The organism is Cohnella sp. SGD-V74, from assembly GCF_003001675.1.
In the GTDB taxonomy this organism is placed as follows: Bacteria; Bacillota; Bacilli; order Paenibacillales; family Paenibacillaceae; genus Cohnella.
On sequence record NZ_PVYW01000012.1, the window covers coordinates 132,159 to 157,690 of the forward strand.

At 56.7% G+C, this 25,532-nt stretch carries 22 protein-coding genes; 19 read left to right on the forward strand and 3 right to left on the reverse strand.

Going from position 1 to position 25,532, the window contains the following annotated elements; all coding sequences use genetic code 11:
• The first annotated feature begins 308 nt into the window (after positions 1 to 308).
• The 14 genes from B0G52_RS18865 to B0G52_RS18930 all read left to right on the forward strand — a co-directional run bounded on the left by B0G52_RS18865 (position 309) and on the right by B0G52_RS18930 (position 16,912).
• Complete coding sequence (locus B0G52_RS18865) at positions 309 to 1,130, forward strand: alpha/beta hydrolase family protein (RefSeq protein WP_094046935.1); 822 nt, start codon at positions 309 to 311, stop codon at positions 1,128 to 1,130.
• Positions 1,131 to 1,195: 65 nt separating this feature from the next.
• On the forward strand, positions 1,196 to 2,023 hold the full coding sequence (locus tag B0G52_RS18870) for a class I SAM-dependent methyltransferase (protein ID WP_158223774.1): 828 nt from the start codon (positions 1,196 to 1,198) through the stop codon (positions 2,021 to 2,023).
• Positions 2,024 to 2,236: 213 nt separating this feature from the next.
• Positions 2,237 to 4,234, forward strand: a complete 1,998-nt coding sequence (locus B0G52_RS18875) for an AraC family transcriptional regulator (RefSeq protein ID WP_158223775.1) — start codon at positions 2,237 to 2,239, stop codon at positions 4,232 to 4,234.
• 5 nt (positions 4,235 to 4,239) lie between these two features.
• Positions 4,240 to 5,322, forward strand: a complete 1,083-nt coding sequence (locus tag B0G52_RS18880; RefSeq protein WP_094046938.1) for a serine hydrolase domain-containing protein — start codon at positions 4,240 to 4,242, stop codon at positions 5,320 to 5,322.
• Between the two features lie 104 nt (positions 5,323 to 5,426).
• Positions 5,427 to 7,313, forward strand: coding sequence for a cache domain-containing sensor histidine kinase (locus tag B0G52_RS18885; RefSeq protein WP_094046939.1), 1,887 nt, complete (start codon positions 5,427 to 5,429; stop codon positions 7,311 to 7,313).
• Entirely contained in the window at positions 7,291 to 8,478 is a 1,188-nt protein-coding gene (locus B0G52_RS18890) for a response regulator transcription factor (RefSeq protein WP_094046940.1), read from the forward strand. The genes B0G52_RS18885 and B0G52_RS18890 overlap by 23 nt, the downstream gene beginning before the upstream one ends.
• 176 nt (positions 8,479 to 8,654) lie before the next feature.
• A complete protein-coding gene (locus B0G52_RS18895) occupies positions 8,655 to 9,944 on the forward strand; it encodes an ABC transporter substrate-binding protein (protein ID WP_094046941.1) in 1,290 nt (429 codons plus the stop codon).
• Positions 9,945 to 10,040: 96 nt separating this feature from the next.
• Positions 10,041 to 10,922 carry a carbohydrate ABC transporter permease gene (locus tag B0G52_RS18900; RefSeq protein ID WP_094046942.1) on the forward strand — a complete coding sequence of 294 codons (882 nt, stop codon included), beginning with the start codon at positions 10,041 to 10,043 and terminating at the stop codon, positions 10,920 to 10,922.
• A complete protein-coding gene (locus B0G52_RS18905; protein WP_094046943.1) occupies positions 10,919 to 11,734 on the forward strand; it encodes a carbohydrate ABC transporter permease in 816 nt (271 codons plus the stop codon). The genes B0G52_RS18900 and B0G52_RS18905 overlap by 4 nt, the downstream gene beginning before the upstream one ends.
• A 44-nt stretch (positions 11,735 to 11,778) precedes the next feature.
• Positions 11,779 to 12,651: a sugar phosphate isomerase/epimerase family protein gene (locus tag B0G52_RS18910; RefSeq protein ID WP_094046944.1), complete on the forward strand. Its 873-nt coding sequence runs from the start codon at positions 11,779 to 11,781 to the stop codon at positions 12,649 to 12,651.
• A 144-nt stretch (positions 12,652 to 12,795) separates the two neighbouring features.
• The gene (locus tag B0G52_RS18915) at positions 12,796 to 13,866 is read left to right on the forward strand and encodes a DUF3048 domain-containing protein (RefSeq protein WP_233162799.1); all 1,071 of its coding nucleotides are present in this window, start codon (positions 12,796 to 12,798) and stop codon (positions 13,864 to 13,866) included.
• 346 nt (positions 13,867 to 14,212) lie between these two features.
• Positions 14,213 to 14,827 (forward strand): DUF47 domain-containing protein, encoded by a 615-nt coding sequence (locus B0G52_RS18920; RefSeq protein ID WP_094046946.1) that lies wholly within the window; start codon positions 14,213 to 14,215, stop codon positions 14,825 to 14,827.
• A 30-nt stretch (positions 14,828 to 14,857) separates the two neighbouring features.
• On the forward strand, positions 14,858 to 15,859 hold the full coding sequence (locus B0G52_RS18925) for an inorganic phosphate transporter (protein ID WP_094046947.1): 1,002 nt from the start codon (positions 14,858 to 14,860) through the stop codon (positions 15,857 to 15,859).
• A 108-nt stretch (positions 15,860 to 15,967) separates the two neighbouring features.
• A complete protein-coding gene (locus B0G52_RS18930; protein ID WP_094046948.1) occupies positions 15,968 to 16,912 on the forward strand; it encodes a DUF1861 family protein in 945 nt (314 codons plus the stop codon).
• A gap of 141 nt (positions 16,913 to 17,053) precedes the next feature.
• Here B0G52_RS18930 and B0G52_RS18935 read toward each other — a convergent pair whose 3' ends face one another.
• Positions 17,054 to 17,479: a hypothetical protein gene (locus B0G52_RS18935; RefSeq protein WP_094046949.1), complete on the reverse strand. Its 426-nt coding sequence runs from the start codon at positions 17,477 to 17,479 to the stop codon at positions 17,054 to 17,056.
• Between the two features lie 231 nt (positions 17,480 to 17,710).
• Between B0G52_RS18935 and B0G52_RS18940 the strand changes: the two genes are divergently transcribed.
• Entirely contained in the window at positions 17,711 to 18,034 is a 324-nt protein-coding gene (locus tag B0G52_RS18940) for a YerC/YecD family TrpR-related protein (RefSeq protein ID WP_094047039.1), read from the forward strand.
• A 154-nt stretch (positions 18,035 to 18,188) separates the two neighbouring features.
• On the opposite strand, the gene B0G52_RS18945 is transcribed toward B0G52_RS18940, so the two are convergent.
• Both B0G52_RS18945 and B0G52_RS18950 read right to left on the reverse strand, forming a co-directional pair.
• On the reverse strand, positions 18,189 to 19,187 hold the full coding sequence (locus B0G52_RS18945) for a type II TA system antitoxin MqsA family protein (protein WP_094046950.1): 999 nt from the start codon (positions 19,185 to 19,187) through the stop codon (positions 18,189 to 18,191).
• A gap of 108 nt (positions 19,188 to 19,295) precedes the next feature.
• Entirely contained in the window at positions 19,296 to 19,607 is a 312-nt protein-coding gene (locus tag B0G52_RS18950) for a type II toxin-antitoxin system MqsR family toxin (RefSeq protein WP_094046951.1), read from the reverse strand.
• Positions 19,608 to 19,829: 222 nt separating this feature from the next.
• On the opposite strand from B0G52_RS18950, the gene B0G52_RS18955 reads away from it, so the two are divergent.
• From B0G52_RS18955 to B0G52_RS18970, 4 genes are all read left to right on the forward strand, one after another.
• Positions 19,830 to 21,650, forward strand: a complete 1,821-nt coding sequence (locus B0G52_RS18955) for a cache domain-containing sensor histidine kinase (RefSeq protein ID WP_158223776.1) — start codon at positions 19,830 to 19,832, stop codon at positions 21,648 to 21,650.
• Entirely contained in the window at positions 21,628 to 23,244 is a 1,617-nt protein-coding gene (locus B0G52_RS18960; protein WP_094046952.1) for a response regulator, read from the forward strand. The genes B0G52_RS18955 and B0G52_RS18960 overlap by 23 nt, the downstream gene beginning before the upstream one ends.
• Positions 23,245 to 23,490: 246 nt before the next feature.
• The gene (locus B0G52_RS18965) at positions 23,491 to 24,492 is read left to right on the forward strand and encodes an ABC transporter permease (protein WP_094046953.1); all 1,002 of its coding nucleotides are present in this window, start codon (positions 23,491 to 23,493) and stop codon (positions 24,490 to 24,492) included.
• Between the two features lie 27 nt (positions 24,493 to 24,519).
• Positions 24,520 to 25,458 (forward strand): carbohydrate ABC transporter permease, encoded by a 939-nt coding sequence (locus tag B0G52_RS18970; protein ID WP_094046954.1) that lies wholly within the window; start codon positions 24,520 to 24,522, stop codon positions 25,456 to 25,458.
• Positions 25,459 to 25,532: the final 74 nt, after the last annotated feature.

Sequence of the window (25,532 nt, forward strand, 5' to 3'; positions counted from 1 at the left end):
AGTGCGGAAGGACGATGGTGCGTTGGAGTTCGATGATGCAGCAAGGATGATGGTGCGTTGGAGTTCGGTGATGCGGCGGGGTATGATGGTGTGGATGCCGAAAAAGTGACTTAAAATTGGTTCGCTGCGGAATCGTCTAAGTTGGCGGGATGCTGGGGAAGCCGGGAGGTGATGAGAGTGGCGCGACTATGGGCATAACGATCGAACTCGAACAAGGAGGCTAAGATTAGGGTTGACAGAAGGCAAGGGAGATGATACTTTTAATTCATACTATTTTAATCGGAATATATGGGAATGGGGTTTGACTTATGGAAAAACCGATCACGATCTACCACGACAATCTCGCCTTAACGGCTACGATACATTACCCGGCCCAGGACGGAGCATGCCCGGAGAAGAAAATGCCGCTCGTCGTCATCTGCCACGGCTTCATTGGCAACCGGATCGGCGTGGATCGGCTGTTCCTGCTGGCCAGCCGGCTGCTCGCCAAGAGAGGATTTCTCGTTATCCGTTTCGACTTTGCCGGCTGCGGCGAAAGCGAAGGCGTATATGGCGAGCACAGCCTCGACTCGATGATCGCCCAAACTCGCTCCGTGCTGGACTACGGCCTAAGCCTCGACTGCGTGGACCCGCTCAGAGTGACGCTGCTCGGGCACAGCCTCGGAGGGGCCGTCGCCCTGCTGACGGGCACGAGGGACCGTCGCGTGAAATCGCTGGCGCTGTGGTCGCCTGTCGCTTATCCGTTCAACGACATCGTGAAAATCGTGGGACGCTCCGTATACGACGAGACGATCAAGAAAGGCCAGGCGGATTATCTCGGCTATAAGCTGAAGCCGGAGTTTTTCGAATCGCTGCAGCAGCATCAGCCGTTCCAGGAAGCGTCGAAATTCCACGGCGACGTATTCATCGCGCACGGAACATCGGACGACGTCATTCCGGCCGACTACAGCTTCCTGCTGGAGAAGACGTTCTGGCTGCGCGGCGAGGGCCGCTGCGACAAGAACATTCTTTTCCAAGCGGATCATACGTACTCCCAGGGCGTGCATAAAAACGAGCTGTACCAATCCACGTTGGAGTGGCTGGCGAGTCATGAAAAACGGCAGCAGGATTGGCAGCATTGGAGTATCTAAGCGGAAGAGCGGACACACCAGCGCGCCAAAGAGAATACGGTTATAGGATGAGAGGAGTCGATAGGATGAGCGCGCTCTATCCGATCTACGTCAACTATCCGATAACCCCGAAGCCGCGGTTCGGCGGCAACAAGGCGGCGCACGGTCCGCTCTACAACATGATAGCCGGCAATCGGTCTCATTACGAGGCCGATTTGCGGGCTTTTGCGCGTTATGCCGGACAACTGGCAGCCATTCCTTACGAGCGGGACGCCGTCGATCCGATCCAGCCTTCCTGGAATAACGACTGGTTCAGCGGCCTGGACGCGCTCGCGCTGTACGGAATCGTGGCGAGCCGCCGCCCGAAGCGCTACTACGAGATCGGCTCCGGCAATTCCACGATGTTCGCCAGAAGAGCCGCCTCGGATCACGGGCTGGCTGCGGAGATCGTATCGATCGATCCGTTTCCCCGAGCGGAGATCGACGAGATTTGCGACCGGATCGTGCGCAAGCCGCTGGAGGATACCGATTTATCGCTGTTCGAGGAACTGGAGGCGGGGGACGTTCTGTTCGTGGACAGCAGCCACTACGTGTTCCAGAACTCGGACGCCAATATCGCCTTTCTGGAGATTATGCCGCGGCTGAGGTCCGGCGTGCTTATTCATTTTCACGATATTTTCCTGCCGGACGATTATCCGGAGAGCTGGTCTCGGCGCTATTATAACGAGCAGTACATGCTGGCCGCGTATTTACTGGCACAGAAGCCGGGAGATCCCGCTTATGAGGTGACGTTTCCGAGTCATTTCGTCTCACAGGACCCGGCGCTGGCCGCTATAGCGCAGACAGTTCTCGGAGCGATCGGGCCGCAAGGCGTCCCTTGCCAAGGGGGCTCCTTCTGGCTGAGCAAACGATAGCGGGCGTCGGGGGGCGTTGCCAACTCCACCGCCGTGCCGCATGGACTGTGCGCGTCCTTGCCCCCGATCACGGCTTCGAACCCCATCGCCTGTCACACCTATGCAAGCTGCCGCATCCCCACAGCGGCCTTTCTTTCGTTTGACGTTGAGAATCATTATCAATTACAATGGGGACAACGGAATACGGACATGGAAAATGGAAGGAGCGGGAGGATGGACTGGCAATTCCAAACCGGCATGTGGCGGAAGGCTTATATTCAACTGATCGATGTCCGATTGCTGGCGCTCAGGCCGGGGGAGGCGTCGGCCGACTACCGTCTGCCCTGCAACGCGTTCGTACTGACGGCCGAAGGGCGGGCAAACTTCATCCTGGACGGGGACGTTCATCCGGCTCAGCAGATCAGTTTGCTGCTGCATGGCGTCAAAGGGCAGCGGCTGCGCCTTGCGCAAGTACAAGCCCCGGTGTCCTACTATATGATCTTGTACCGGGCGAGACACGTGCTCTCTTACCGAGGCTCGGTCGCGGGCTCGAAGCCGCTGGCGACGATCGGAGATGAGCCTTACGCCTTTCTTCCGTCAAAACCCGCAATGCTGCTGGAGAAGGCGGATCGCATGCTCATGGAGTGGGCGAAGAACGAACCGGCCGCGCAAATCTATGCCAAGGGGCTGCTGTACCAGTTCGTTGCCGAGCTGCTGGAGCAGTGGGACGACGGACGAAGACAGGAACGAACGGATCGCATCGCGAGGCAGATGATTCGCTACCTTCACGAGCGCTATGCCGAATCCGTCGGGCTTGAGGAACTGTCGGCCCGATTTCATTACAGCAGCCGTTATCTGTCCAAGCTGTTCAAGCGCGAGACGGGCATTGGCATTATCGAATATTTGATTCGCTACCGGATGCAGACGGCGATGAAGCTGCTGGAGCATAGCGGGTTGTCGATCCGCGAAGTTGCGGCGTCCGTCGGATATGCGGATCTGTTCTACTTTACGCGCCTGTTCACGAAGCATGCGGGCGTATTCCCGAATCGATACAGGCATCGCCGGAGGAGTGCAATCGGCGAAGCAGGCGTGCATGATGCAAAAAGCAGGACGGGAATGTCCATTGAAAGCGAACTGACCCCGATCTATAGTAATCAGTGGAGTGATAATCATTCTCACAAACTATCGGGGGAGAGAACGAAAATGATTCACAGAGACAGACCGGCGAAAGCCGTTTCGTTATTGCTGATTTTGACATTGGTGTTGGCCGCGTGCGGAGGAGCGAAGGGAACGGCAGTCCCGTCAAGCTCGCCTTCAAGCTCGCCGCAGGCTTCGCCGTCCGCCGTCGTATCGACGAACGAGGCGCAAAGCTCTCTGGCTGCGGAACAAGCGTTTCCGCGCACTTACGTAGACGGCACGGGCAAGGAAGTGACGATCGAACGCAAGCCGGAGCGAGTGGCGGTGGGTCATTTTGCCGAGATGGAATATTTCTTCGCTTTGGGCGTTCCGCCGATTGCGTCTCCGCTTGCCGAAGAAATTCTGAAGGATTTCGAGGTGACGCTGGGAGATAACGCGAAGGAGGCCGAGGTTGCCGATCTTGGCGACGTCATGGCGTTGAACATGGAGAAGCTGGTCGAGCTGAACCCCGATCTGATCATCGGGAGCGTCGGACTTCACGAGGAAGTCTACGACCAGCTCAATAAGATCGCTCCGGTCATTATGCTGGATCTGACGGGAGCCTGGAACGAGAACCTGATGGAGTATGCCTCCATTATCGGACAAGAGGAGAAAGCGGAGGAGTACATCGAGGAGTTGACCGTGCAGATTAGGGAGGCCAACGAGAAGCTGAAGCCGCTCCGCGAAGAGACGGTCGGATTTTTCCGCTTGCCGGGCAAAGATCAGTTCGGCGCGATCGGCAAGTCGTACTACTCCTATTTCTTCGACGAGAACAACGGTCTCGGCCTGCGCGCGCCCGAAGGCTATCCGGACAAGTGGGAAGTTCTCTCGCTGGAAGCTTTGTCGCAGATGAATCCGGATCATCTCGTCATTCTGGACGGGGCTTCGACATACGACGAGAATATAGCCGCACTGGCGCAATCGGACGTATGGAAAGGGCTGAAGGCGGTCAAGGCCGGCAACGTGCATTTCCTGGACGTCGCGGCGGCGACGAACGGCCCGTATGCGGTGAAGTATGCGGTTAAAAAGCTGCAAGACAGCTTGATCAAAGGGTAAGCGCGATGAGACGAAACGGAATCGACAGAGAAGCGAATCTGAGCCGTCTGTTCGCAACGCTCCATGAAGCCGGGAAGTTCAACGGCAGCGTCCTGGTCGCCGACGAGAACGCCGTGATCTACGAAGGCATATGGGGAGTCGCGGACCGAGCGACGGGCAGGCCGATAACCGCGGAGACGATGTTCAACTCGGCATCCGTCTCCAAGACGTTCACTTCCGCAGCCGTGCTGCTGCTGAAGGAGAGGGGACTGCTGACGCTGGACGACGATATCGGGCGCTGGTTTCCGGAGCTGCCCTACCGCGGCGTAACCGTGCGTCACCTGCTCGGGCATACGTCCGGAATCCCGAATTACATTCGGCCGGTCCGAACCGGGCTGCTGGACGGCTGCTGGAGCAGAGAGAAGCGGGCAACCAACCGGGAGATGGTCGAGCGGATCGTCGGCCTGTACCCGCAGGCGGAATTCGCGCCCGGAGAACGCAACGAATACAGCAATACCGCATATCTGCTGCTGGCCAGTCTGACGGAGCGGACGGCGGATTGCCCGTGGGCGGACTACTTGGAGGACAACCTCTTCAAGCCGCTCGGTCTGAACCGCACGGCGGAAAATCACGATGCGGACAGGGCGGTGAAACTGCCCGACTATGCGGTCGGATATTACCGTGAAGAAGATGGACGGTACGTACCGCCTCATCGCTTGCCGGATATGGAGTTCTGCTTTTACCTCGACGAGCTTCAAGGGGACGGCAACGTGCATACGACGACTCGCGACCTCCTGCGCTGGGACCGCGCGCTCCGTTCGGGCGAGCTGCTGCCCGCAAGCGCGCTGGAGGAAGCCTATGCGCCGGTGGTCACCCGCGCGGAGGGCGTCGCTGGCAACGGTCTGGGCTGGTTCGTCCGCGACGTCCCGGGCCGGGGCCGACTGGTCGAGCACTCCGGTTATTGGCCCGGCTACAGCGCGGAATTCCGCCGCTACCTGGACGGCGGTCTGACGATCGTCCTGCTGTGCAATGAAGAGTACGAGGGAAGCTACAAGGAGCGCGAACGCTTCATGGCCGAGATCGAGAGCATCGCGTTCGGGGAAGCGTGACGGCCAAGTTAATTTGATCCCCGAAAAAGTTAGCCGCTTATCTGTCGCATCCGTCCCAAGACCGCTAAACTAGAGGTTATGAGACAGGATGGAGAGGGACAGCGATGCTTCTGAGATGGTGGAACGGTCTAAGCTACCAGACCAAGTTGTTGTGCGCGATTTATATGCTATGCGTCATCCCCACGGCCAGCGTGGGGTTGATTGCGTATCGGCAGTCGGCGGATTCTCTGGAAAAAAGGGTTAACGAGGATCTGCAGGTCATTATCGGCCAATTCAACAATACGCTGGAGAAGCAGGTACAGGATTTCGAACGCTACAGCATGCTCCCCTATTCCACGGAAGAGATTTTCGAGATCATCGCCTCGCCGTTCTCGCCAAGAGATCAGTGGGGCTATCGGGAGTTAATCAACCAGCAGCGCCTCATTCAGCTCATCACCACCTACCCCTCCGTAAACTCCATGATCGAAGGGATGCTGTTCTACGGCACGAACGGCAGCATCTACGGCTACCGGACGAGCGGGGACAAATCCATCAACCCGGATTACAAGCCATACGAAGAAATGTGGTACAAGCAGGCCATCGACAGGGAAGGCGGCTTGGTCATCTCCGGCCTTCGCGACGAAGCCCAATTCAACGGTGCGCCATTCAAGACGATCACGATCGCGCGGCAGCTGATCGACCGGGATTTCCAGCCTGCCGCGGTCGTGGCCGTCGATATTAAGCCGGCGTTCATCCAGAAGACAGTCCGCTCTCTCAGCTTCAAGAACGTTCACGTTACCGTGGCCGCTCCCGACGGCTACGTCTACTCCTCGGAACCGGAAATTACCGAGAAGCTGTTGGAGTTCCGCTCGTCGCAGGCCGGCGGAGGAGAGAAGGCCGGCGGAGTGTCCAAATACGCAAGCGTGCGCAGCGTCGCCGCGGGAGGCTCGGAATCCGCGAACGCCTTCCGCCTGCAGTCGACGGTGGGCGGCAACCACCGTTCCTGGAACGGCGTGGAGAAATTCAACGATTACACCGGCTGGACGACCTATTTGCTGGTCGACCGCGAGGAGCTGCTTCAGGAAAGCGCGGCGATTAAAAAATGGACACTGCTCGTCGTCTTGTTTATTTTTATCGGAGCGGCAGGGGTGTCCTGGCTGCTGGCCAAAGGCTTGTCCAAGCCGATCCGCAGCCTGATGCGGTCGATGAGCAAGGTGGAGATGGGCAATTTCGAATCGACCGTCGCCCTTCCTTACGAGAGAAGGGACGAGATCGGCCAGCTGCAATTCCGGTACAACCGGATGGTGACGCATCTGGACGAGCTGGTCAATTCGATCGAGGAGTCGGAGAAGCAGAAGAGGAATGCGGAGCTGTACGCGCTTCGCGCCCGCATCAATCCCCATTTTCTGTACAATACGATTAACTCGATCCGCATGCTGGCGATGATTCAGCAATCGGACCATATCGCCAGACTGCTGCAATCGCTCAGCAAGCTGCTGCATTCCAATATGAAGATGGTCAAGGATCTCGTCAGCCTCGGGGACGAACTGGAGCTGCTCAAGGAGTATACGCTGCTGATGGAGCTTCGCTATACGAATCGATTCGTCGTAAAATGGAACGTGTCCGAAGCGGCGCTGAAAGCCCAGGTGCCGGTCATGCTGCTCCAGCCGCTGCTGGAAAACGCGATCTTCCACGGACCGCGCAGTATGGAACGGCAGCTTCGCATCGAGGTATCGGCGGAGATCGCGGAAGAGAGCCGCACGCTGCGCATCGTCGTCGAGGACGACGGCCAAGGTATCGACGAGGCCAAGGTGAAGGAATTGAACGACCCGGCCGCCGACGGAGAAGAGAGTATCGGGGTCCGCAACGTTCGGGAACGGATCAGGCTCAGATACGGGGCGGCTTACGGTCTGACGATCGAAAGCGCGCCCGGCGAAGGGACGAAGGCGATTCTGCTTCTCCCGTACCAACCGAGGGGGGAGAACGGCGATGTGGAACATGCTGGTCGTTGAGGACGAATCGATCGTCCGGATCGGACTGCGCTATTTGGTCGACTGGGAGAGCTGCGGCGTCGTCTGGAAGGCGGAGGCGTCCAACGGCGAGGAAGCTTGGAGAATCATCGAGGAAGAGGACATTCATATCGTCATGACCGACATTCGCATGCCGGTGATGGACGGTATTCAGCTGACGAAGAAAATCAAGGAACGCGGCGGCGAGATTCAGGTCGTCGTGATCAGCAGCTACGACGATTTCCCCTACGTCCAGGAAGCGTTGCGGCTGGGCGTCACAGATTACTTGCACAAGCCCACGATGGACAAGGAAGAGATCGTCGACATGCTGAAGAAGGTGCTGGGCAATCTGGAACGGACGCAAGGATCTTCCACGGCTTTCTCCGCTACGACGGAGAAAGAGAAGAACGAGTTTCTGCAAGCTCTGTTCTCCGGCGCGGGAGACGACGGCAGGTTGGAGCAGCAGTATGCCGCGTTCGGTCTGCCCGACTTGACGGAAGGCGTCCGGCCGGTCGGCATCCGCCTGTCTTCCGGCGGGAGGGAAGAGGAGCCGCAGCAGGGAGGCTCGCGTTTCGTTGCCGCCCGTTACTTTATCGAGAAGTACGTGTCGCACGATTGGGGAGGCGCGGTCGCGGTCGGCGAGCGGGACGAACTGCTGTGGCTGGCGCCGGCGCGGGCGCGCGCAGGAGACCGGACATGGAACGAATACTTGGCGGAGCTGAAGAAGAACCTGGCCAATCTGCTCAACGTTGCGCTGGTTTTCTCCGGCGGCTCGCTGGCGAACGATATTTCCGGGCTGAGAAAAGCGTACGAGGAACTGCAGCGGGAATTCGGGGAATCGGAAGGGCAGGTCGGTCAGGCGGTCCGCATGGCGATGGACTACGTCGATCTGCATTTCTGCGAGGACGTATCCCTGTCTTCCTGCGCCGAGTTTGCCCACGTCAGTCCCGCTCACCTCAGCCGGATTTTTCTCAAGGAGACCGGGGTTAACTTCAGCGATTACGTCATTCGCAAAAAGATGGAGCGGGCCAAGGAGCTGCTGCGTCAGACGAATCTGAGAATTTACGAGGTTGCGGAGAAGGTCGGCTACGCCCATTCGCACTATTTCAGCAAGCTGTTCAAGGAATACGTCGGGCAATCCCCGATCGATTATCGCAACGGCAACTGATCCGGTCGATCAAAAAGGTGTACGATTTCACAAGAATCGTACATTTTTTTATGGACGAGCCCGAAAGTGGGCAAAACATAGCGTCAATATCTCATAAACCGTTCATGGCAGGGGAGTCGGACGGCTCCTATAATGAACGTTGTAAGCCGTTTCATAGATCAAAGGGAGGTTTTGAAATGAAGCATTCTCGCTTATCCGCATTACTGCTTCTCCTATTGTCCGTCTCTCTTATCGTCTCCGCATGCGGCGGCGGGAACAAGAATACCGACTCTCCCGCAACCGGAAGCTCCGATGCTGCCCCGTCGAAAGCGGCAGCGGACAAAGAAACGGTCACCTTGAAAATCTCCAGCTGGAATCCGATCAGCCAGAAGGTGATCGAGAAGTTCGAAGAACAATATCCGTACATCACCGTAGAACCGGATCAGATCGCCGATCAGTATCGCGAAGTCATCCGGACGCGCATCATCTCCAAAGCGGACATGGATATCGTCTGGATGTTCCCGAACCAGATGAGGGAATACGTGGACCAAGGCGTGCTGATGGACATGTCGGGCGAGGCCTGGAAAGGCAACTATCTCGAATCCGCGGTTCAATTGGGCACCGTGGAAGGCAAAACCTACGGAGTTCCGTACAACTACTATGCCGTTGTCATTTTCTATAATCGCGGCGTGTTCAACGACCTTGGGCTGAACGTGCCGACGACGTGGGAAGAGCTGCTCGACGTCAGCGAGAAAATCAAGGCAAGCGGACTCGCGCCGTTCGTGACGGGAGGCAAGGACGCTTGGGCGACCCAGTTCATGTCCAGCGGCAACTTCGGCGCCTATCAGAACAAGGACCCTCTAGTGTTCGAGAAGCTGGCTTCCGGAGAGAAGAAGTGGACCGATCCGGAGTTCGCGGACTTCTTCGGACCTCTGAGCGAGCTGGTGGATAAAGGCTATTTCCTCGAAAATTCGGTCGGACTGGGCAACGCCCAAGTCGTGCAGGTGTTCAAGGAAGGGAAGGCCGCGATGTATCCGATGGGAAGCTGGGCGCTGGACGAATTCCCTGCGGACTTCAAGGAGTTCGAGGTGGGCGCGTTCCCGATCCCGCTTAACAAGGCCGGGGAGCCGCTCGTCGTCAACCTGATCTCGGACAATATTTTCACCGGCATCTCCTGGAGCAAGCATCCCGAAGAAGTGAAGCTGTTCATGGACTTCATCGCCCAGCCCGATACCGCCAAGCTGTGGTCCGAGGATACGAAATCGGCGGTCACCGTCGTCGGGGGCACTTCGCCGACATACCACTCCATTGCGGAAGAATTGACGAAGAGCATCGAGTCGAACGTCTCGACGATTTTCCCGAGCTTGACGCCTTCGATGGAGCCGGCGTATTTCCCGATGCTGCAGCAAATTCTGCTGAAGCAGAAGCCGGACCTGGCCAAGCTGATGGAAGAAATGCAGAAGGCACAGGAGAAGGACTACAAGTAATCCGCCGCGCAGGCGCGAACGGATAGCTCCGACCCGGGGAAGAGGCCCGGGTCTTTGCTTCTTCGCGGGCTTGCATCGCATATACGGGAGGGACCTATGAGAATTCTCAATCTGAAAACCTTTCTTCTGTTCCTGGCTCCCGCATTGCTGCTTTATTCGCTGTTCTATGCGGGTCCGATCATCAGCGGTCTATATTACGGCTTCACCGACTGGAAGGGCATTTCGTTCAGCGCGAACTGGATCGGCCTCGACAATTTCAAGAACGTATTCTCCGATCCGCTGTTCGCCACCGCGCTGCGCAACATGTTCATTCTGGCCGTCGTCGTCATTGCCGTCCAGCACGCGATCTCCATCTTCCTGGCCGTCCTGCTCGACCAGAAGCTGCGGGGCGTCGTCTGGATGCGCGCGGTCATTTTCTACCCGGCCATTCTGAACACGGTCGTCATCGGCTATATCTGGAGCTACATGTACTCGCCGTTCGTGGGCTTCCTGCCCAAATTTTTCGAGTCGCTCGGCCTGGATACGCTGGCGAACATCGACTGGCTGGGCCGGCCGGATACGGCGATCTACGCCATCTCCTTCGTCATTATCTGGCAGTACACCGGGTACTCGATGATGATCTACATGGCGGGACTGCAAGGCATCTCTTCAGATATTTACGAGTCGGCCAGCATTGACGGGGCCAACGCCCGGCAGAAGTTTTTCAAGATCACGCTGCCGCTGCTCGTGCCGGCCATTACGGTTAATACGGTGCTGTCGGTCATCGGGAACATGAAGCAGTTCGAGCATATTTGGGTCATGACGCAGGGCGGTCCGGCCAACTCGACGCAGGTGTTCGGGACGCTGATCTACCAATTCGCGTTCAAGACGTCCCAACCGGGCTACGGAACGGCGATGGCCATTCTGCTGTCCATTCTCATCATGCTGGTGACGGTCTCGATCATCCGGGTGCTGGGCAGATGGGAGGTCAAGCAATGAGGGCGGCCAAAGTTTCTTCGTACGGCATCGTCGCGGTCTGTTTGGCCGTCATTCTTGTCCCATTGTTCGTGCTGGCGACGGTATCGCTGCAAAATGCGTCGGGCACGCTGAATCCGCTCGCCTTGCCGGAGACGTACCATTGGAGCAACTATCCGAAGGCGATCGAGGTCGGGCGTCTTGTCCTGTACTTCACGAACAGCGTAACCGTGCTGGCCGTCTCCTTGTCGGCCACGCTCGTATGCTCCATTCTGGCCGGGTATGCGCTGCGGCACGGCAGAGCCTGGAAGGCCGATTGGTATTTCTCCTACTTTCTTCTCGGCATGATTCTGCCCGGGTTCGCCGGAACGATCCAATCCTTCCTGCTGCTTCGGGAGCTGTCGCTGCTCAACACGCATCTGGGTCTCTCGATCATTCAAGTGGCCGGAGGGATGGCGCTGCCGATCTTCCTGTATTTCCAGTTTTTCAAGACCGTGCCGCTGGAGATCGAGGAGGCGGCGATGATCGACGGCTGCTCGCCGATACGGATCTTCTGGCAGGTCGTTGTACCGCTGACGCTGCCGGTAACCTCGACCTGCATTATCGTCATCGCGATCAACTCGTGGAACGATTTCTTCGGTCCGCTCGTCTACTTGTCGTCCCCGGACAGCCGGACGCTGCCGATCGGGCTCATGTTCTTCAAGACGCAGTATTCGGCCAACTGGCCGCAATTGTTCGCCGCTTCCGCGCTGGTCGCCATGCCGATTACATTGCTGTATATGTTCGTGCAAAGGTTTATTATTAAAGGACTGGTCGGCGGGGCGGTCAAAGGCTGATCGCTCCGAATCCGATCCGCACAAACGGAAGGGAGCGCGGGGAGATGAAACTCGGAATAAGCACGTATTGTCTGGTCGATAAGCTGCGAGACGGGGAGATGACCGTCCTCGATGTCTTGGAATGGGCGAAGGAACATCGCTGCGAACATGTGGAGCTCGTGCCCTACGGATATTCGCTGGTCGACGACGGGGAGCTTGCGGAGCGCGTTCGCCGCAAGGCCGAACAGCTCGGCCTTGAGCTGTCCAACTACGCGCTGCCCGCCAACTTCGCGCACGATGCGGACGAAGATTTTCATGCCGAGGTCGAGCGCTTGAAGAGCCATGTCGACTTGCTTGCGGCGATGGGCATCCGCTCGATGCGGCATGACGTTGTGTTGTTCACGATTCCGCAAGAGGAAGCCGGCATCGCGCATTTCGAGAGAAATCTGCCTCGCATCGTCGAGGGCAGCCGGCTCATCGCCGATTACGCCGCCGAATGCGGCATCGCGACGAATATCGAGAACCACGGCTGGGGCGTGCAGCACAGCGATCGCGTCCAGCGGGTAATCGCCGAGGTGAATCGCCAGAATTTCCGCACCGTGCTGGACATCGGCAACTTCCTGTGCGTCGACGAGCCGCCGCTCATCGGCGTCGCCAAAAATTTGCCCTTGGCTTCGATCGTTCATGTGAAGGATTTCTACTATCGTCCGGCCGATCAGGACCCCGGGGAAGGCAAATGGTTCCGTACCTCGAACGGTAACTTCCTGCGTGGGGCGATATTCGGTCAGGGAGACTTGCCGGTAAGAAGCTTGCTGAAGCTGATCAAACGTTCGGGTTATGACGGTTATGTGACGCTGGAGTTCGAGGGGATGGAGGAGAGCCGGCAAGGAACCGCCATCGGCTTGGACAACGTTCGCAGGCTGTGGGACGAGGTTTAAGCCGGCTTGCATTTCCGATTGAATCGCTATCCCGGTTCACAGTTGCGAATAAAAGCGCGAAGAAGATCGGAATTTCGCTCTTTTTCCCGGAGTGCTCTATATGGTTTAATGGTAGAGTACATACATGCGAAAGGGAGAATGAGCATGACGCAACGAATGCGAATCGCGATGCAGCTCGCGCTGGCTGCCGCGATCGTAGGGTTGACCGCCTGCGGCGGAAACAAGGAGGCGGAAGCTCCTCCGGTTGAGACTTCGTCGCCGTCCGCAAGCGCTTCCGCTTCCCCGAGCGAGTCCCCTTCGCCGCCCGCGGCGGCTTTCCTGGCCCCTCTGACCGGGATGCCGGCGGAGCAGGAAGTGACGAGCCGGCCGTTCTCGGTCATGATCAACAACCTCGCGCCGGCTCGGCCCCAATCGGGCATGACGCAGGCGGACGTCGTATGGGAGCTGCTTGCCGAAGGCGGCATTACGCGGTTCGTCGCCGTGTTCCAGAGCAAGGAGTTCACCGATCCGATCGGACCGATCCGCAGCATTCGCCCTTATTACATTCAGGTCGGCGAGTTCTACGGCGGCGTGCTCGTTCACGCGGGAGCCAGCAACGACGGCTTCGCCATCTTGCAGAAGCAGAAGAAGGAGCATCTGGACGAGATCACGAACGCGGGAGCCTATTTCTACCGGGACAAGACCCGCAAAGCGCCGCACAATGTCTACTCGACGCTCGAGAAGCTGCGCGAAGGCTCGGAGAAGCGGAAGTACGCGGCAACGGCGAACGTGCCGGTGCTGACGTATAGCGACAGCTCCCCGGCACTTGCGACGGCGGTGAGCGCCGCGAATATCGACATCAAGTTCATGCTGTCGAGCTACAAGGTTTCCTATGCCTACGACAGCGTCAAAGGGCTGTATTACCGCTCGATCAACGATCAGCCGCACATCGACAAGAACAACGACGAACAGCTGTCTGCGGCGAATCTGGTCGTTCTGTCCGCCAAGCACGACATCAAGGACGACGTAGGCAGGTTGGTCGTCGATCTGGACAAGGGCGGGGAAGCGATTCTGTTCCAGCAAGGCAAAGCGATCTCCTGCAGCTGGGAGCGCAAGGAAGGCGACGTGATCCGGCTGATGAAGGACGGTCAGGAGCTGCCCTTCGTACCGGGAGTAACCTATTACCACGTCGTGCCTACCTCCAATCCTATGGAGAAGCTGGTCACGTACCAATAAGCGTCGGCTGAAAAGCAAGCCGGAGCCGTCCCGCATCGGGGGCGGCTCTTTGCTGTGCCGCGTGATCGAGGAGCAGCGGCGCGAACGGTCGACTGCGCAGGAAGCCGCCTTCATACGGATTTTCGACAGCGGCGGCAGGAATACTTCGGCGGTTTGGAACCAATGATAAGACCCTGGTCCCCCGATTTCGCCACTAATCCGTAATAAAAAATCGAAAAGAGTCGAAAGTAAGCTGTACCATGCCTGTCCGGCATGTGATAAAATAATTAGGTTAACGCACCGTTATCGCAATATTAACGGAGTGTAAATTTTAGCCAGGTACATACATGGGAAAGAAGGGCTATCCGTGTTTCGGAAAAAGGACATTTTTTTTAAGACGTTGGAGGAAATGTCGGACATTATCGTAGAGACTGTCGACCACTTCGCCAGCGCCGTCAATGGAGACTTGCCTGACGTTACCGCATTCGCGCGGGAGATGAAGGAGTACGAGCATAAGGGGGACAAGTGCACGCACATTATCCTCACTGAGCTTAACAAAACCTTCATTACGCCGATCGAGCGGGAAGATATCATGGAGCTGATCAAAAAGCTGGACGACGTGCTCGACGGCATCGAAGCGTGCGCTTCGCGGTTCGAGATGTACCAGATTACGAAAGCCGACCCTTACATCCGGAAGTTCGGCGAATGCCTGAGACGGAGCGCGCAAGAAATCAAATCGGCGATCTACCTGCTTAGCCAGAAGAAACTGCTTGCGATGCAGCCGCATTGCGTCAACCTCAACGAGTTGGAGAACGAAGGCGACGATCTGATGCGCCAAGGGATCAAAAACCTGTTCGTGAACGCGACTGATCCGATCGAGCTCATCAAGCACAAGGAAATTTACGAGCGGCTGGAACAGACGACCGATTCGTGCGAGGATGTCGCGAATACGCTGCAATCCATCATTATGCGCAATTCTTGATCGGCGCAAGCGGGGACGGAATAGAATATCATGGATTATACACTGCTGATAGTTATCATTATCGTCGTGCTGGCTCTGGGCTTCGACTTCATCAACGGATTTCACGATACCGCCAACGCGATCGCGACGTCCGTGTCGACCCGCGCGTTGACGCCGAGACGGGCGATTATTCTCGCATCCGTCATGAACTTGATCGGGGCCTTAAGCTTCACGGGGGTCGCCAAGACGATCGGGGGCAAGATCACCGACCCGTTCAAGCTGGAGCACGGGCTGACGGTGGTCATCGCCACTCTGGTCGCGGCCATTGCCTGGAACCTCATTACTTGGTGGTTCGGCATTCCCTCTTCCTCATCCCATGCGCTGATCGGAGCGCTGGCCGGAGCGGCGGTCGCGTCCGAGGGCTGGAGCGGCATCAACTACTCGGGCTTCTCGTCCATTCTGCAAGGACTCGTCTTGTCTCCTTTTATCGCTTTCGGACTCGGCTTCCTGATCATGTTCCTGCTGAAGCACATATTCGCCAATTCCAGTCCTCATCACGTGAATAAAGTTTTTCGGGGCGGACAAGTGATTACGGCGGCGTTCCAGGCGTTCACGCACGGAACGAACGACGCGCAGAAGGCGATGGGCATCATTACGATGGCGCTTGTGGCCGCGAACATTCAGTCCGATCTGGAAATCGCGCTCTGGGTTAAGCTGTCCGCGGCTCTGGCGATGGCGCTCGGAACGTCTATGGGCGGGTGGAAGATCATCAAGACGATGGGAACGAAGATTTTCAAGATCGGACCGATCAACGGCTTCTCGGCCGACTTGGCTTCGGCCTCCGTTATTCTGGGCGCGACGCTGACCCACTTCCCGGTAAGCACGACTCACGCGATCACTTCATCGATTCTGGGCGTCGGCTCGGCGAAAAAGTTTTCCAGCGTCAAATGGAGCATGGCCGGGCGCATCGTAATGACGTGGCTGATTACGATTCCGATCGTCTCCGTCCTGGCAGCGCTCACCTATTACGTGCTCGCATTGTTCATGCATTAGACCTGCATTGTCGGAAAAATAGGCGTGGGATCACCCAAACCTGAACGCCCGAGATTGCTACAATAAAGTAAAGACGCTGCCATCTCTGTCCAGTCAGGAGGACTCTCCATGCTTGCGTATACGGAACAGGCAAAACCGACTATCGAATTGCTGAAGGAATTTCTCGAGGGCAATCCGTCTTTCGAGGGAGAGAAGTTGGTCTTCTCCGGAGTCGGCGACCGCGACGTGTATAATATATGCGCTCCGTTCCTGGATCAAGGAGAGCCGGTCATCGCCGGGCGCGTGGAGGATCGCGACAAGGAGTCGTCCGAGGTGATGTTCTTCGTCGAACGCCAAGGCCGCTGGGTTCCCCGCAACGGGGCTCCCGTCTTCGCGCTCCAGGACCCGTTCGTCACGTTCGTGGGCGACGAGCTGGTGTTCGGAGGCGTCGAGGTGTACTTCGACGGGGACGATCCGCACTACGTGACTTCTTGGCGCACCGTATTTTACCGGGGCTATTCCATCAGCGGGCTTGTTCCTTTCGCCAAGGGGCCCCTGACGATGAAGGACATTCGTCTGATCGAGCGGGATAACGGACGCATCGGCGTGTTCACCCGTCCGATGATGGTCGACGGCGCTCGCGCATTGATCGGTTATACCGAGATCGCGACGCTGGACGACTTGACGGAAGAGGCGATCAACGAGGCGCATCTGCTTCGCCGGCAGTTTCTGCCGGACGAATGGGGCGGAGCGAACGAAGCTCATCGGCTGAAAGGCGGGCTGATCGGCGTGCTCGGGCATATCGCCTGGATGGAGGAGTTCAACATCCGGCACTATTACCCGATGGTGTTCGCGTACAACCCGGACAATCATCGCTATACGCCGATCAAGCTGATCGCGACGAGGGCGATGTTCCCGGACGGCCCGGCCAAACGCCCCGACCTGCAGGACGTCATCTTCAGCGGAGGGCTTGTCAGGCACGGCGATGGAACCGCTTCTCTCTACACCGGGGTTAGCGACGCCGAGGCGCACGTCATTCGCATTCCGGACCCGTTCCTGGAATATGAGAGCTAACAAGAAGAAGAGGCTAATCCCGGGCTGCCGACAACCGGGGAATAGCCTCTTTTTGAACGATTCAGCAAGTATCAAATTTGCTGTCCCTTCTGAATCGTCGGCGACAAAACGCCTTCATCGTCCAGAGTACGCTGAAGGCGTCTATCTGCGCTTGGTCGGCCGGCGCTTGCGCGTTCTCCTCCGCGGAGGGGGGCGCCGCCTCGTCCGCCGGCGCGACGAGCCGCTCTTGGCGTTGGCTGTCACGGCCGTGCCGCCTTTGCCGAGGAACAGCTTAAGCATCGGCGTCACCTGCTGCATCGTGGACATGAATTTCTGAACCTTCCCCATCGTCGAGATGACCCCTTCGATGCCGCCCATGCGATCGAACATCGTTTTCAGATCGCCAAGGTTGGAGAGGTTGAAGGGGAGGGCGCTTTTCGTCGCGGGGGCGGCCGCCGCCTGAACGGGGAGCACCGCTTCATCTATAACGGCGGGAGGGCCGGAGAACCCTCCTCCGATGCCGGGGAAATCGTTCTGTCCGAAATCCGGAGTCCAGCTTTGCAGAGAGGGAGCTTGCGGATCGGTCATAGGATCACACCCTTTCTTCAACATAGACTATGCCGGGCTGGAGCCTTCGGAATGGACGAATGCCCGCGCCCAGTTACATTTTACCTCTGTAATGCGTGAATACGGTGATGCTTGAACTGTAAGCGGCTACGCAGTACAATGGAACCAAGCGAGATCGATGCGCTGCGCTTGTCGACAGGCGCGCTGCGGCCGTCGTCCAAGCCCATCGGATCGAGGAAAGGATGCGTGCGCATGCAACTGAAGAAGCTGAACGATAAATCGATAGATCAACTGTTCGAGGCGATTCTCACGCTGAAGAGCGTCGAGGAGTGCTACGTCTTTTTTGACGATCTGTGCACGGTGAACGAGATTCAATCGCTGTCTCAGAGACTCGAAGTGGCGCGCATGCTGGGCAAAGGCAATACATACAACCAGATCGAGACGGAGACGGGCGCGAGCACGGCGACGATCTCTCGCGTGAAGCGCTGCTTGAACTACGGCAACGACGGATATAAGCTGGCGCTGGAGCGTCTGGGGCGCTTCGGCAACGACGGACTTCCGGGGAACGGGAACTGACAGCCCTGATCAAAATAAGCGAATGTCGGCGGAGTGACTCGAAAGACTCAGGAGTATGCGTACTTAATCAAATCCAATTATGACAGTTTGCTCGTAATCGGCTCATAAAAAATGCGACACCATCCGGGAAGCTCCGGAGCAGGTGTCGCATTTTTCACAAGTCGCGCAATGCTGCTGCATAGGTGTAACTGATCGGCTTGCCGTCCAAAGTTTCACGCCAAGCAAGTTCTTCATGAGAATAATCACTAATGCGTCGCGATCCGTAATCAGCAAATCGTTCTTGCACTTCTTCCAAAATCCTCAGTTCATCCGGATCAAACATAGTGGAGTCAAAGCTGTGGACGGCTTTAATCGTCAAAAGCGTCCAGCCTTCGTCGTTTAATCTTTCATCAATGTCAATCATACCCATGTGCTTCAAATGAGCCAAAGTCATATCATGTTCTGCTGGTACAGGCCCAAACTGAGCCCGTGTGTAAGCTGCGCCACTGATCGATACGATCTGGCGCTTGAATCGAATGAAATCTGCATACCATAGAAGCTTCATAAGCTTGGTTTTTGCTACCCCGCGGGCCGTGTAAAATAAAATCATATGCACGAATTTATCCAAATTAAATAACGAAAACCCCGTCATTTCGGTTCCTTCAAATGGTTTATGAATGGACTCAATGATTCCCCCGTCGTCCTGCTCCTCCTCTGGTTGCCATTTTTCCAAAACAGTCTCCAACTGCTTCTGTTCCCTCGGGGTTAGTTTACTCTTGTTCAGTTGGTGATAATTCAGGATGGACTGTGGGTTCAACTGCAGTTGCCTATAGATCTCCAGGTGTTTCTCGCTTGGCAAGTCACCGGCTTCATGCCGACTGATGCTTGCAGATCCAATACCCAAAATTTTGGCAAAAGGCCTGATACCGATTCCGTATTGAGCACGAACCGCAGCGATCTGCGCTCCTGTCATCCCGTATTGAACAGCATAGGCATTAGAAACTTGTTTCAAAGCAGCATCATCCAGCTCTTCATCGTAAACGCGTTGCCCGCACTCGGAACAAATCGCCATTCTCTGCTGAATCAAAATCTGCTTCCCCCGAAATGTAAACCGAACTGCTTTTTCCACCTCTGTCGTAGGTTGTTCGTTTTCGCAGTGATCGCAATACCTCATAGGATTTTTCCCCCTGGTATTTCAGAAGTTGTAAGATCAATCAATGAAATTGTATAGAACAATAAGAGAAGTTGGGGAATAAAGATGTCCGATTCTCTTATGTACAAATTATCGATCTGGATGGAAGGAAATACATACGCAACCACGTTCGTCAATTTTAAGCTTTATGTATGCCGTGATTCCGTTGTACTCTCGCTTGAAGAACCACACTAGCCTAGTAGAATCCTTATGATCGGGTTCTGGCGATTTCCACATATCACTTGCCTTAATCTTTAGAAGTTCTCTCCACGCTTGCTGAATCCCGTTGATACCAAGATCCAGTAAATCTTGCTCAAATCCCTCTCGAGGGATAAATCGCCGTTTCATTTTTGCAATACAAATTTTTGCTTCGGTTAGAAAACTTTCAACATCCTGGCTCAAGGAATCTCGCCTCCCAGAACCATTATATCATAAGTATACTCAAAAATGTTATCTTTGATAACACTTTTTTGGTGTGATATTGATTTTACGTTTGCCTATTAGGGATGTTGTGGGAGAAAATAGGTAGCCTTCACCGTAAAATCATGTTGCTAGCTCAATAATTGGTAAGTTATGCTAAGGTTGGCTTCGGCCAATCCTGCGCAGGCACATCGGGGGATATCTATGCGCTTCTGGCAGTCCGTACGCTTCAAGATCGTCGTCGGCTTTTTTCTGGTGCTGCTGCCCATCGTCGCCTTCGTTATCTACAACAATCTGTATGCGATCCGCGTCGTGAAGGAGCAGATCTCGTCGCACTACAACATTTTGTTGGCCGAATACGTGCGCAACAACGACAAGAGCATGCTCGACTACTACCATTACTTGATCAATCTGGAGCGGGAGCAGGAGATTCAGGCTCTGCCGCTGCTGGAGACGTCCAGCGACGAATATACGCTGTCCAAAACCCGCTTGCGCGAGAAGCTGGCGATCGACTCGATCTTCTACAGCTCGCTGATCGATACGTTCTTCGTCTACTCGGATAAGTCCGGCGAGCTCGTCTACGCGACGCAGTACGTCTACAATTCGCTGGATAAGCTGGACGTGCTGTCGGCCTGGGCGAAGGAGAACGTGCCGAAGGGTATTCCCGACCGGGAGCGCCGCTGGGACCTGACGAGAATCGCCGGGCAGACGTTCCTGATGAAGACGCACGATCTCGGCTTCAAGACGATCTCTGGCGCGCTGATCCAGGCGGAAGCGCTGCAGAGCGTCATGAACAACTTCGACGTGGGGCAGGATGGGGCGACCTTTTTGCTTGATGCCGATGGACGCGTTCTCACGGAAACCGAATACGCGCCGCTGAAGGACGATGCGTTCATGGCCAAGCTGAGAGATTTGAACGGAGTGAAGACAGGGCTCGACTACAACGGAGAATCCTACATCGTGCTGACCCAGCCGTCCCAATACGCCGATATTCGCTACACGCTGATGATGAAAGAATCTTATATTCTGAAAAATCTTCCCTTTTTCCAAAAGGTGCTCAACTTCTGGATGCCGCTGTCGCTGGCGGTCATCTTGTCGATCTATCTGCTGTTCCTGCAGCGGGTCATGTTCCAGCCGTTCGTCCGCCTGATCCGCGGCATGCGCAAGCTGGGACAGGGGCAATTCGACACCCGCCTGCCGGCGCTCGCGGACAGCAGCGAATTCAGCTTCCTGTCGGGAACGTTCAACAAGATGGCCGAGCAGATCGAGAGTCTGAAGATCGACGTCTACGAGGAGCAGCTTCGGCTGCAGCGGGCGGAGTACAAACATCTGCAAATCCAGATCAATCCGCATTTCTACATGAACAGCTTGAATATCATCTACAATCTGGCCGCGCTGAAGGATTTCAAGACGGTGCAGAAGCTGTCGCTGCACTTGGCCGATTATTTCCGCTTCCTGATGCTCGGGCATCGGACCGTCGTCCGGCTGGAGGATGAAATCCGCCATATTGAGCACTATCTCGAGATCCAGAAAATCCGCTACGTCAACAAGCTGGAATACGCGATCGACGTTTCCCAAGAGTACATGAGTTGGGAGATTTCACCGCTGATGCTTCAGCCTTTCATCGAGAACAGCGTCATTCACGGGTTGAACAAGCGCGTGCAGGACGGCACTCCGTTCCGGATCTCCATTCGCTGCGAGGACGATGCCGACGAGCCCGGGAAGTACGCGCTGCTCTCGATCGAAGACAACGGTCCGGGCTTCCCGGATGCGATGCTCGCGGAATTGAACGCTTCCGCCTATGTCGCGCGGTCGGCGGCCAATCATCTGGGCATCTGGAACGTTCTGCGGCGATTCAAGATGCTGTACGGGGGCAAGGGCGATATTGTATTCCGCAACGGAGAAAAGGGAGGAGCCTGCGTGCTGGTGAAGCTGCCGAGAGAAAGGGACCGTTCGTTCGAGATCGAGGAGAACGCCGCCGCGGCGAAGGAGGAGAAGTCCGATGCTGACGATGCTGGTCGTTGACGACGAGCTGTACGCTTTGATGGGCATTACGCAAGGGATCGACTGGAGCGATCTGCCGATCGGCACGATTCTCGAAGCGGAGAGCGTCGCCGAGGCGAAAAGCCATATCGAGCGGCAAGCAGTAGATTTGCTGATCTCCGACATCGAGATGCCGGGAGCGAACGGGCTGGAGCTGCTCCGCTATATTCGCGAAGCGAGCCCGCAGACGCTGACCGTGTTCCTGACGGGGCACGCCCGGTTCGAGTACGCGCAGGAGGCGCTGCATATGGGCTGCTTCGACTACGTGCTGAAGCCGATCGACCACGACGTGCTCAAGGGCATCGTCGCGCGTGCGATTGAGGAGGCGAAGCGCCGCCGGGAGCAGGCGGACTTCGAGAAGAAGCTGGACGACTACCGCCGCCAGTGGGTCAGCCAGCTGCCGATTCTGGTCGACCGGTTCTGGCGCGAGCTGCTGGAAGGGCGGTTCGGCTTGGCGCCGGAGAGGCTCGATCGGGAGTTCGCGCAGCTGGACATTCCGCTCACCGCGGAGAAGGGGCGGGTGCTGCCGATTCTGCTCAGCGTGGAGCAGTGGGACGTCGAGCTGGATTCCCGGGACGAGAGCATTATGGAATACGCGCTGCGCAAGGCGGCAGCGGAGACGATTCTCGGAGAGCGCGCCGGCACCGTCGTGCAGGACCCCGGAGAGTTCAGCCTGGGCCTGCTGTATTTGAGCGAATCCGACGCTCCGGACCGGCAGGCGCTGCTGCGGCGCTGCGGGCAGTTCGTGCAGGCTTGCCATGATTATTTTCATTGCCGGGTGTCCTGCTATCTGGGCAGTCCGATTCGTCTGGCCGAGCTGCCGGCCGCCGTGGAGCGGCTGCTGCAGCTCGAACGCGCCAACGTCACCGCTTCGCAGACCGTTATCGACGCGACCGTCGGGTGCGAGGAAGCCCAGGGAGGGCAGCCGGTCGCGCTGCCTTCCTTCCTGGAGTGGGGCATTCTGCTCGACAATGGACGTCTGGATGAATTGATTCGCGCGATCGAAGCGGCGACCGATCAATTCGGAAGGGAAGCAGCCGGGAGGGAGACGCTGGAGCTGTTCCGGCACGGCTTGCTGCACTTGCTCTATCAAGCCGCCTTCCGGGCGGGCGTATCGGTGTACGAGATGCTGGACCCGTCGGATCTGGCCGACTCCCAGGCGGTGCGATCGCCGCAAGCGCTGAAGACGTGGGCGGTCCGACTCGTTCGCAAATGCGCGGAGGCGCTGCAGGACAGAACGAGAGATTCGTCGGCCATCGTGGCGAAGGTGCAGTCGTTCATTCAGGACAATCTGCAGAAGGAACTGAACCGAGACGACATCGCCCGATCGGTGTTCCGCAATCCGGCGTATGTGTCCCGGCTGTTCCGCAAGGAGACCGGGCTGTCCCTGACCGACTACATTGCGCAGTGCCGGATCGAGCGGGCCAAGCGGCTGCTGGCGGAGACGAACGACAAGATCAGCCATATCGCGGAGGATCTAAGCTATGTCCACTTCTCCTACTTCGCGAAGCTGTTCAAGAAGATGACGGGGCTGTCTCCGCAGGAATACCGCAAGAAGCATCAGATCATGCGTTGAAGCATGCGTTGAAATCATCCGTTGAACGCATCCCCGCGTTCGTCCGACGGGCGGCCTTTGGCAGGCCGAGGCCGGGCGAAGCGGGGATGTTTTGTTATGCGCAGGGGATCAAGGAAAAGGTTTTCTGCACGAAAAGTCACAAAAGTGCTATGTAGGTCATGCCAGTAGATAGATGGGGACGGAGGCGCGCGATAAAATGAGGACACAGACAAAGATTGCCAATAAGCATAAAGGATTGTGATAGGAATGGAGCAAGCATCCGCATCCGCAGCCGCGCAGACGGTGAAGCGCCCGATCTTCCGCGCGAAGCCGGCCAAGTCGAAGCAGGGGCATTTTCGCCGGTTCGGCGCCTTCTACATCATGATGGCCCCGTCGATTATCTTCCTGCTGATCAACAACTATATTCCGATGGTCGGCTCGCTCATCGCCTTCAAGAACATCAAGTTCGCGCCCGGAGAGACGTTGTTCGAGAGCTTCCTGCGCAGCCCTTGGGTCGGCATGTTCAACTTCGAGTTTCTGTTCAAGACGTCCGACGCCTGGCTCATTACGAGGAACACGGTGCTGTACAACGCGACGTTTATCGTCCTGAACACCGTGATCGGAATCGCGTTTGCGATCATGTTCAACTCAATGCGCAACCGGATGCTGGCCAAGTTCCATCAGACGACGATGTTCCTGCCTTTTTTTCTCTCGATGGTTATCGTCAGCTATCTCGTCTACGCCTTCCTGAACAACGAGCTGGGGCTGATGAACAAGGTGATCCTGCCGCTGTTCGGCGCCAATCCGGTCGAGTGGTACAGCGATCCGAAATGGTGGCCGCTCATCCTGCCGCTCGTCAACACCTGGAAGGGAATCGGCTATTACGCGATCATCTTCATGGCGGCGATCATCGGTATCGACGACGAATATTATGAGGCCGCGACGATCGACGGGGCGTCCAAGTGGAGGCAGATTACGTCGATCACGATTCCGCTGATCCGTCCGGTCATTATCGTTATGGTGCTATTGCAGGTGGGTAGAATTTTCAACGCGGATTTCGGCTTGTTCTGGCAAGTGACCCGCAACGCCGGGGCGATCTACGATACGACTCGGGTTATCGATACGTACGTCTACCAGAGCTTCATCAACGCGGGGGATATCGGAATGTCGTCGGCGGCCGGATTGTATCAGGCGGTAGTCGGATTCGTGCTGGTGTTCACGGCCAACCTGGTCATCCGCAAAATCAGCAAAGACGACGCCTTGTTTTAGAAGCAGAGCGGATTAGGAGGGTCTACCATGTCACAAGCTGCCGGCGTCAAAACGCCCAGCCTGAAGCTGGCCAAGCAAGTTTCGGGCGGCGCGAACTTCGCGATCAACATTTTCTTCTGGATCTATACGTTCCTGTGCGTGTTTCCGCTGATTGTGGTCGTCATCGCCTCGTTCACGGACGAGAATACGATTCTGATTAACGGTTACAGTCTGTTTCCGGAGAAATGGAGCCTTGGAGCCTACGATTTCCTGCTCAAGGATTGGCAGGCGATCGTGAAATCGTACGGATTTTCCATTCTGCTGACCGTGCTCGGCACGCTGATCAGTCTGGCGATGATGGCGCTGTACGCTTTTCCCATCTCGCGCAAGGATTATCCGTACCGTAACTTTTTCTCCTTCTTCATGTTCTTTACGATCTTGTTCAGCGGCGGACTCGTTCCGTTCTACCTCGTCTATACGCAGGGGCTTCATCTTCAGAACACGCTGTTCGTGCTCATGATGCCCTATTTTATAAGCGGATTTTTCGTTCTGCTCATTCGTACCTTCTTCTCCAACTCGATTCCGAAGGAGCTGTACGAATCGGCGAAAATCGACGGCGCGGGGGAGTGGCGAATTTTCTTCACGGTCGTACTGCCGCTGTCCATGCCCGTGCTCGCAACGGTCGGTTTGTTCACGACGCTGAACTATTGGAACGACTGGTTTCTGAGCCTGCTGTTCATTACCGATCCCGAATCGGTCGTCAGCATTCAGTACCGGATGTACAAGACGCTGCTCGATATTCAGTATCTCAGCGCGAACGCTGCGGCGTACTCCGCTCTGGCGGCGAACAATCCGAACTTCACGATGCCGGGCGAGACGGCCCGGATGGCGATGGCCGTCGTCGGAATCGGACCGATTATCTTCGCTTATCCGTTCTTCCAACGTTATTTCGTGGAAGGATTAACGGTCGGCGCTGTCAAAGGTTAGAGTCGGGAAAGGCTTCTACCGGTTTACCGGCCGGTTGAGCATAAATCCATGTTGAAGAAAAGGGAGGCACCACC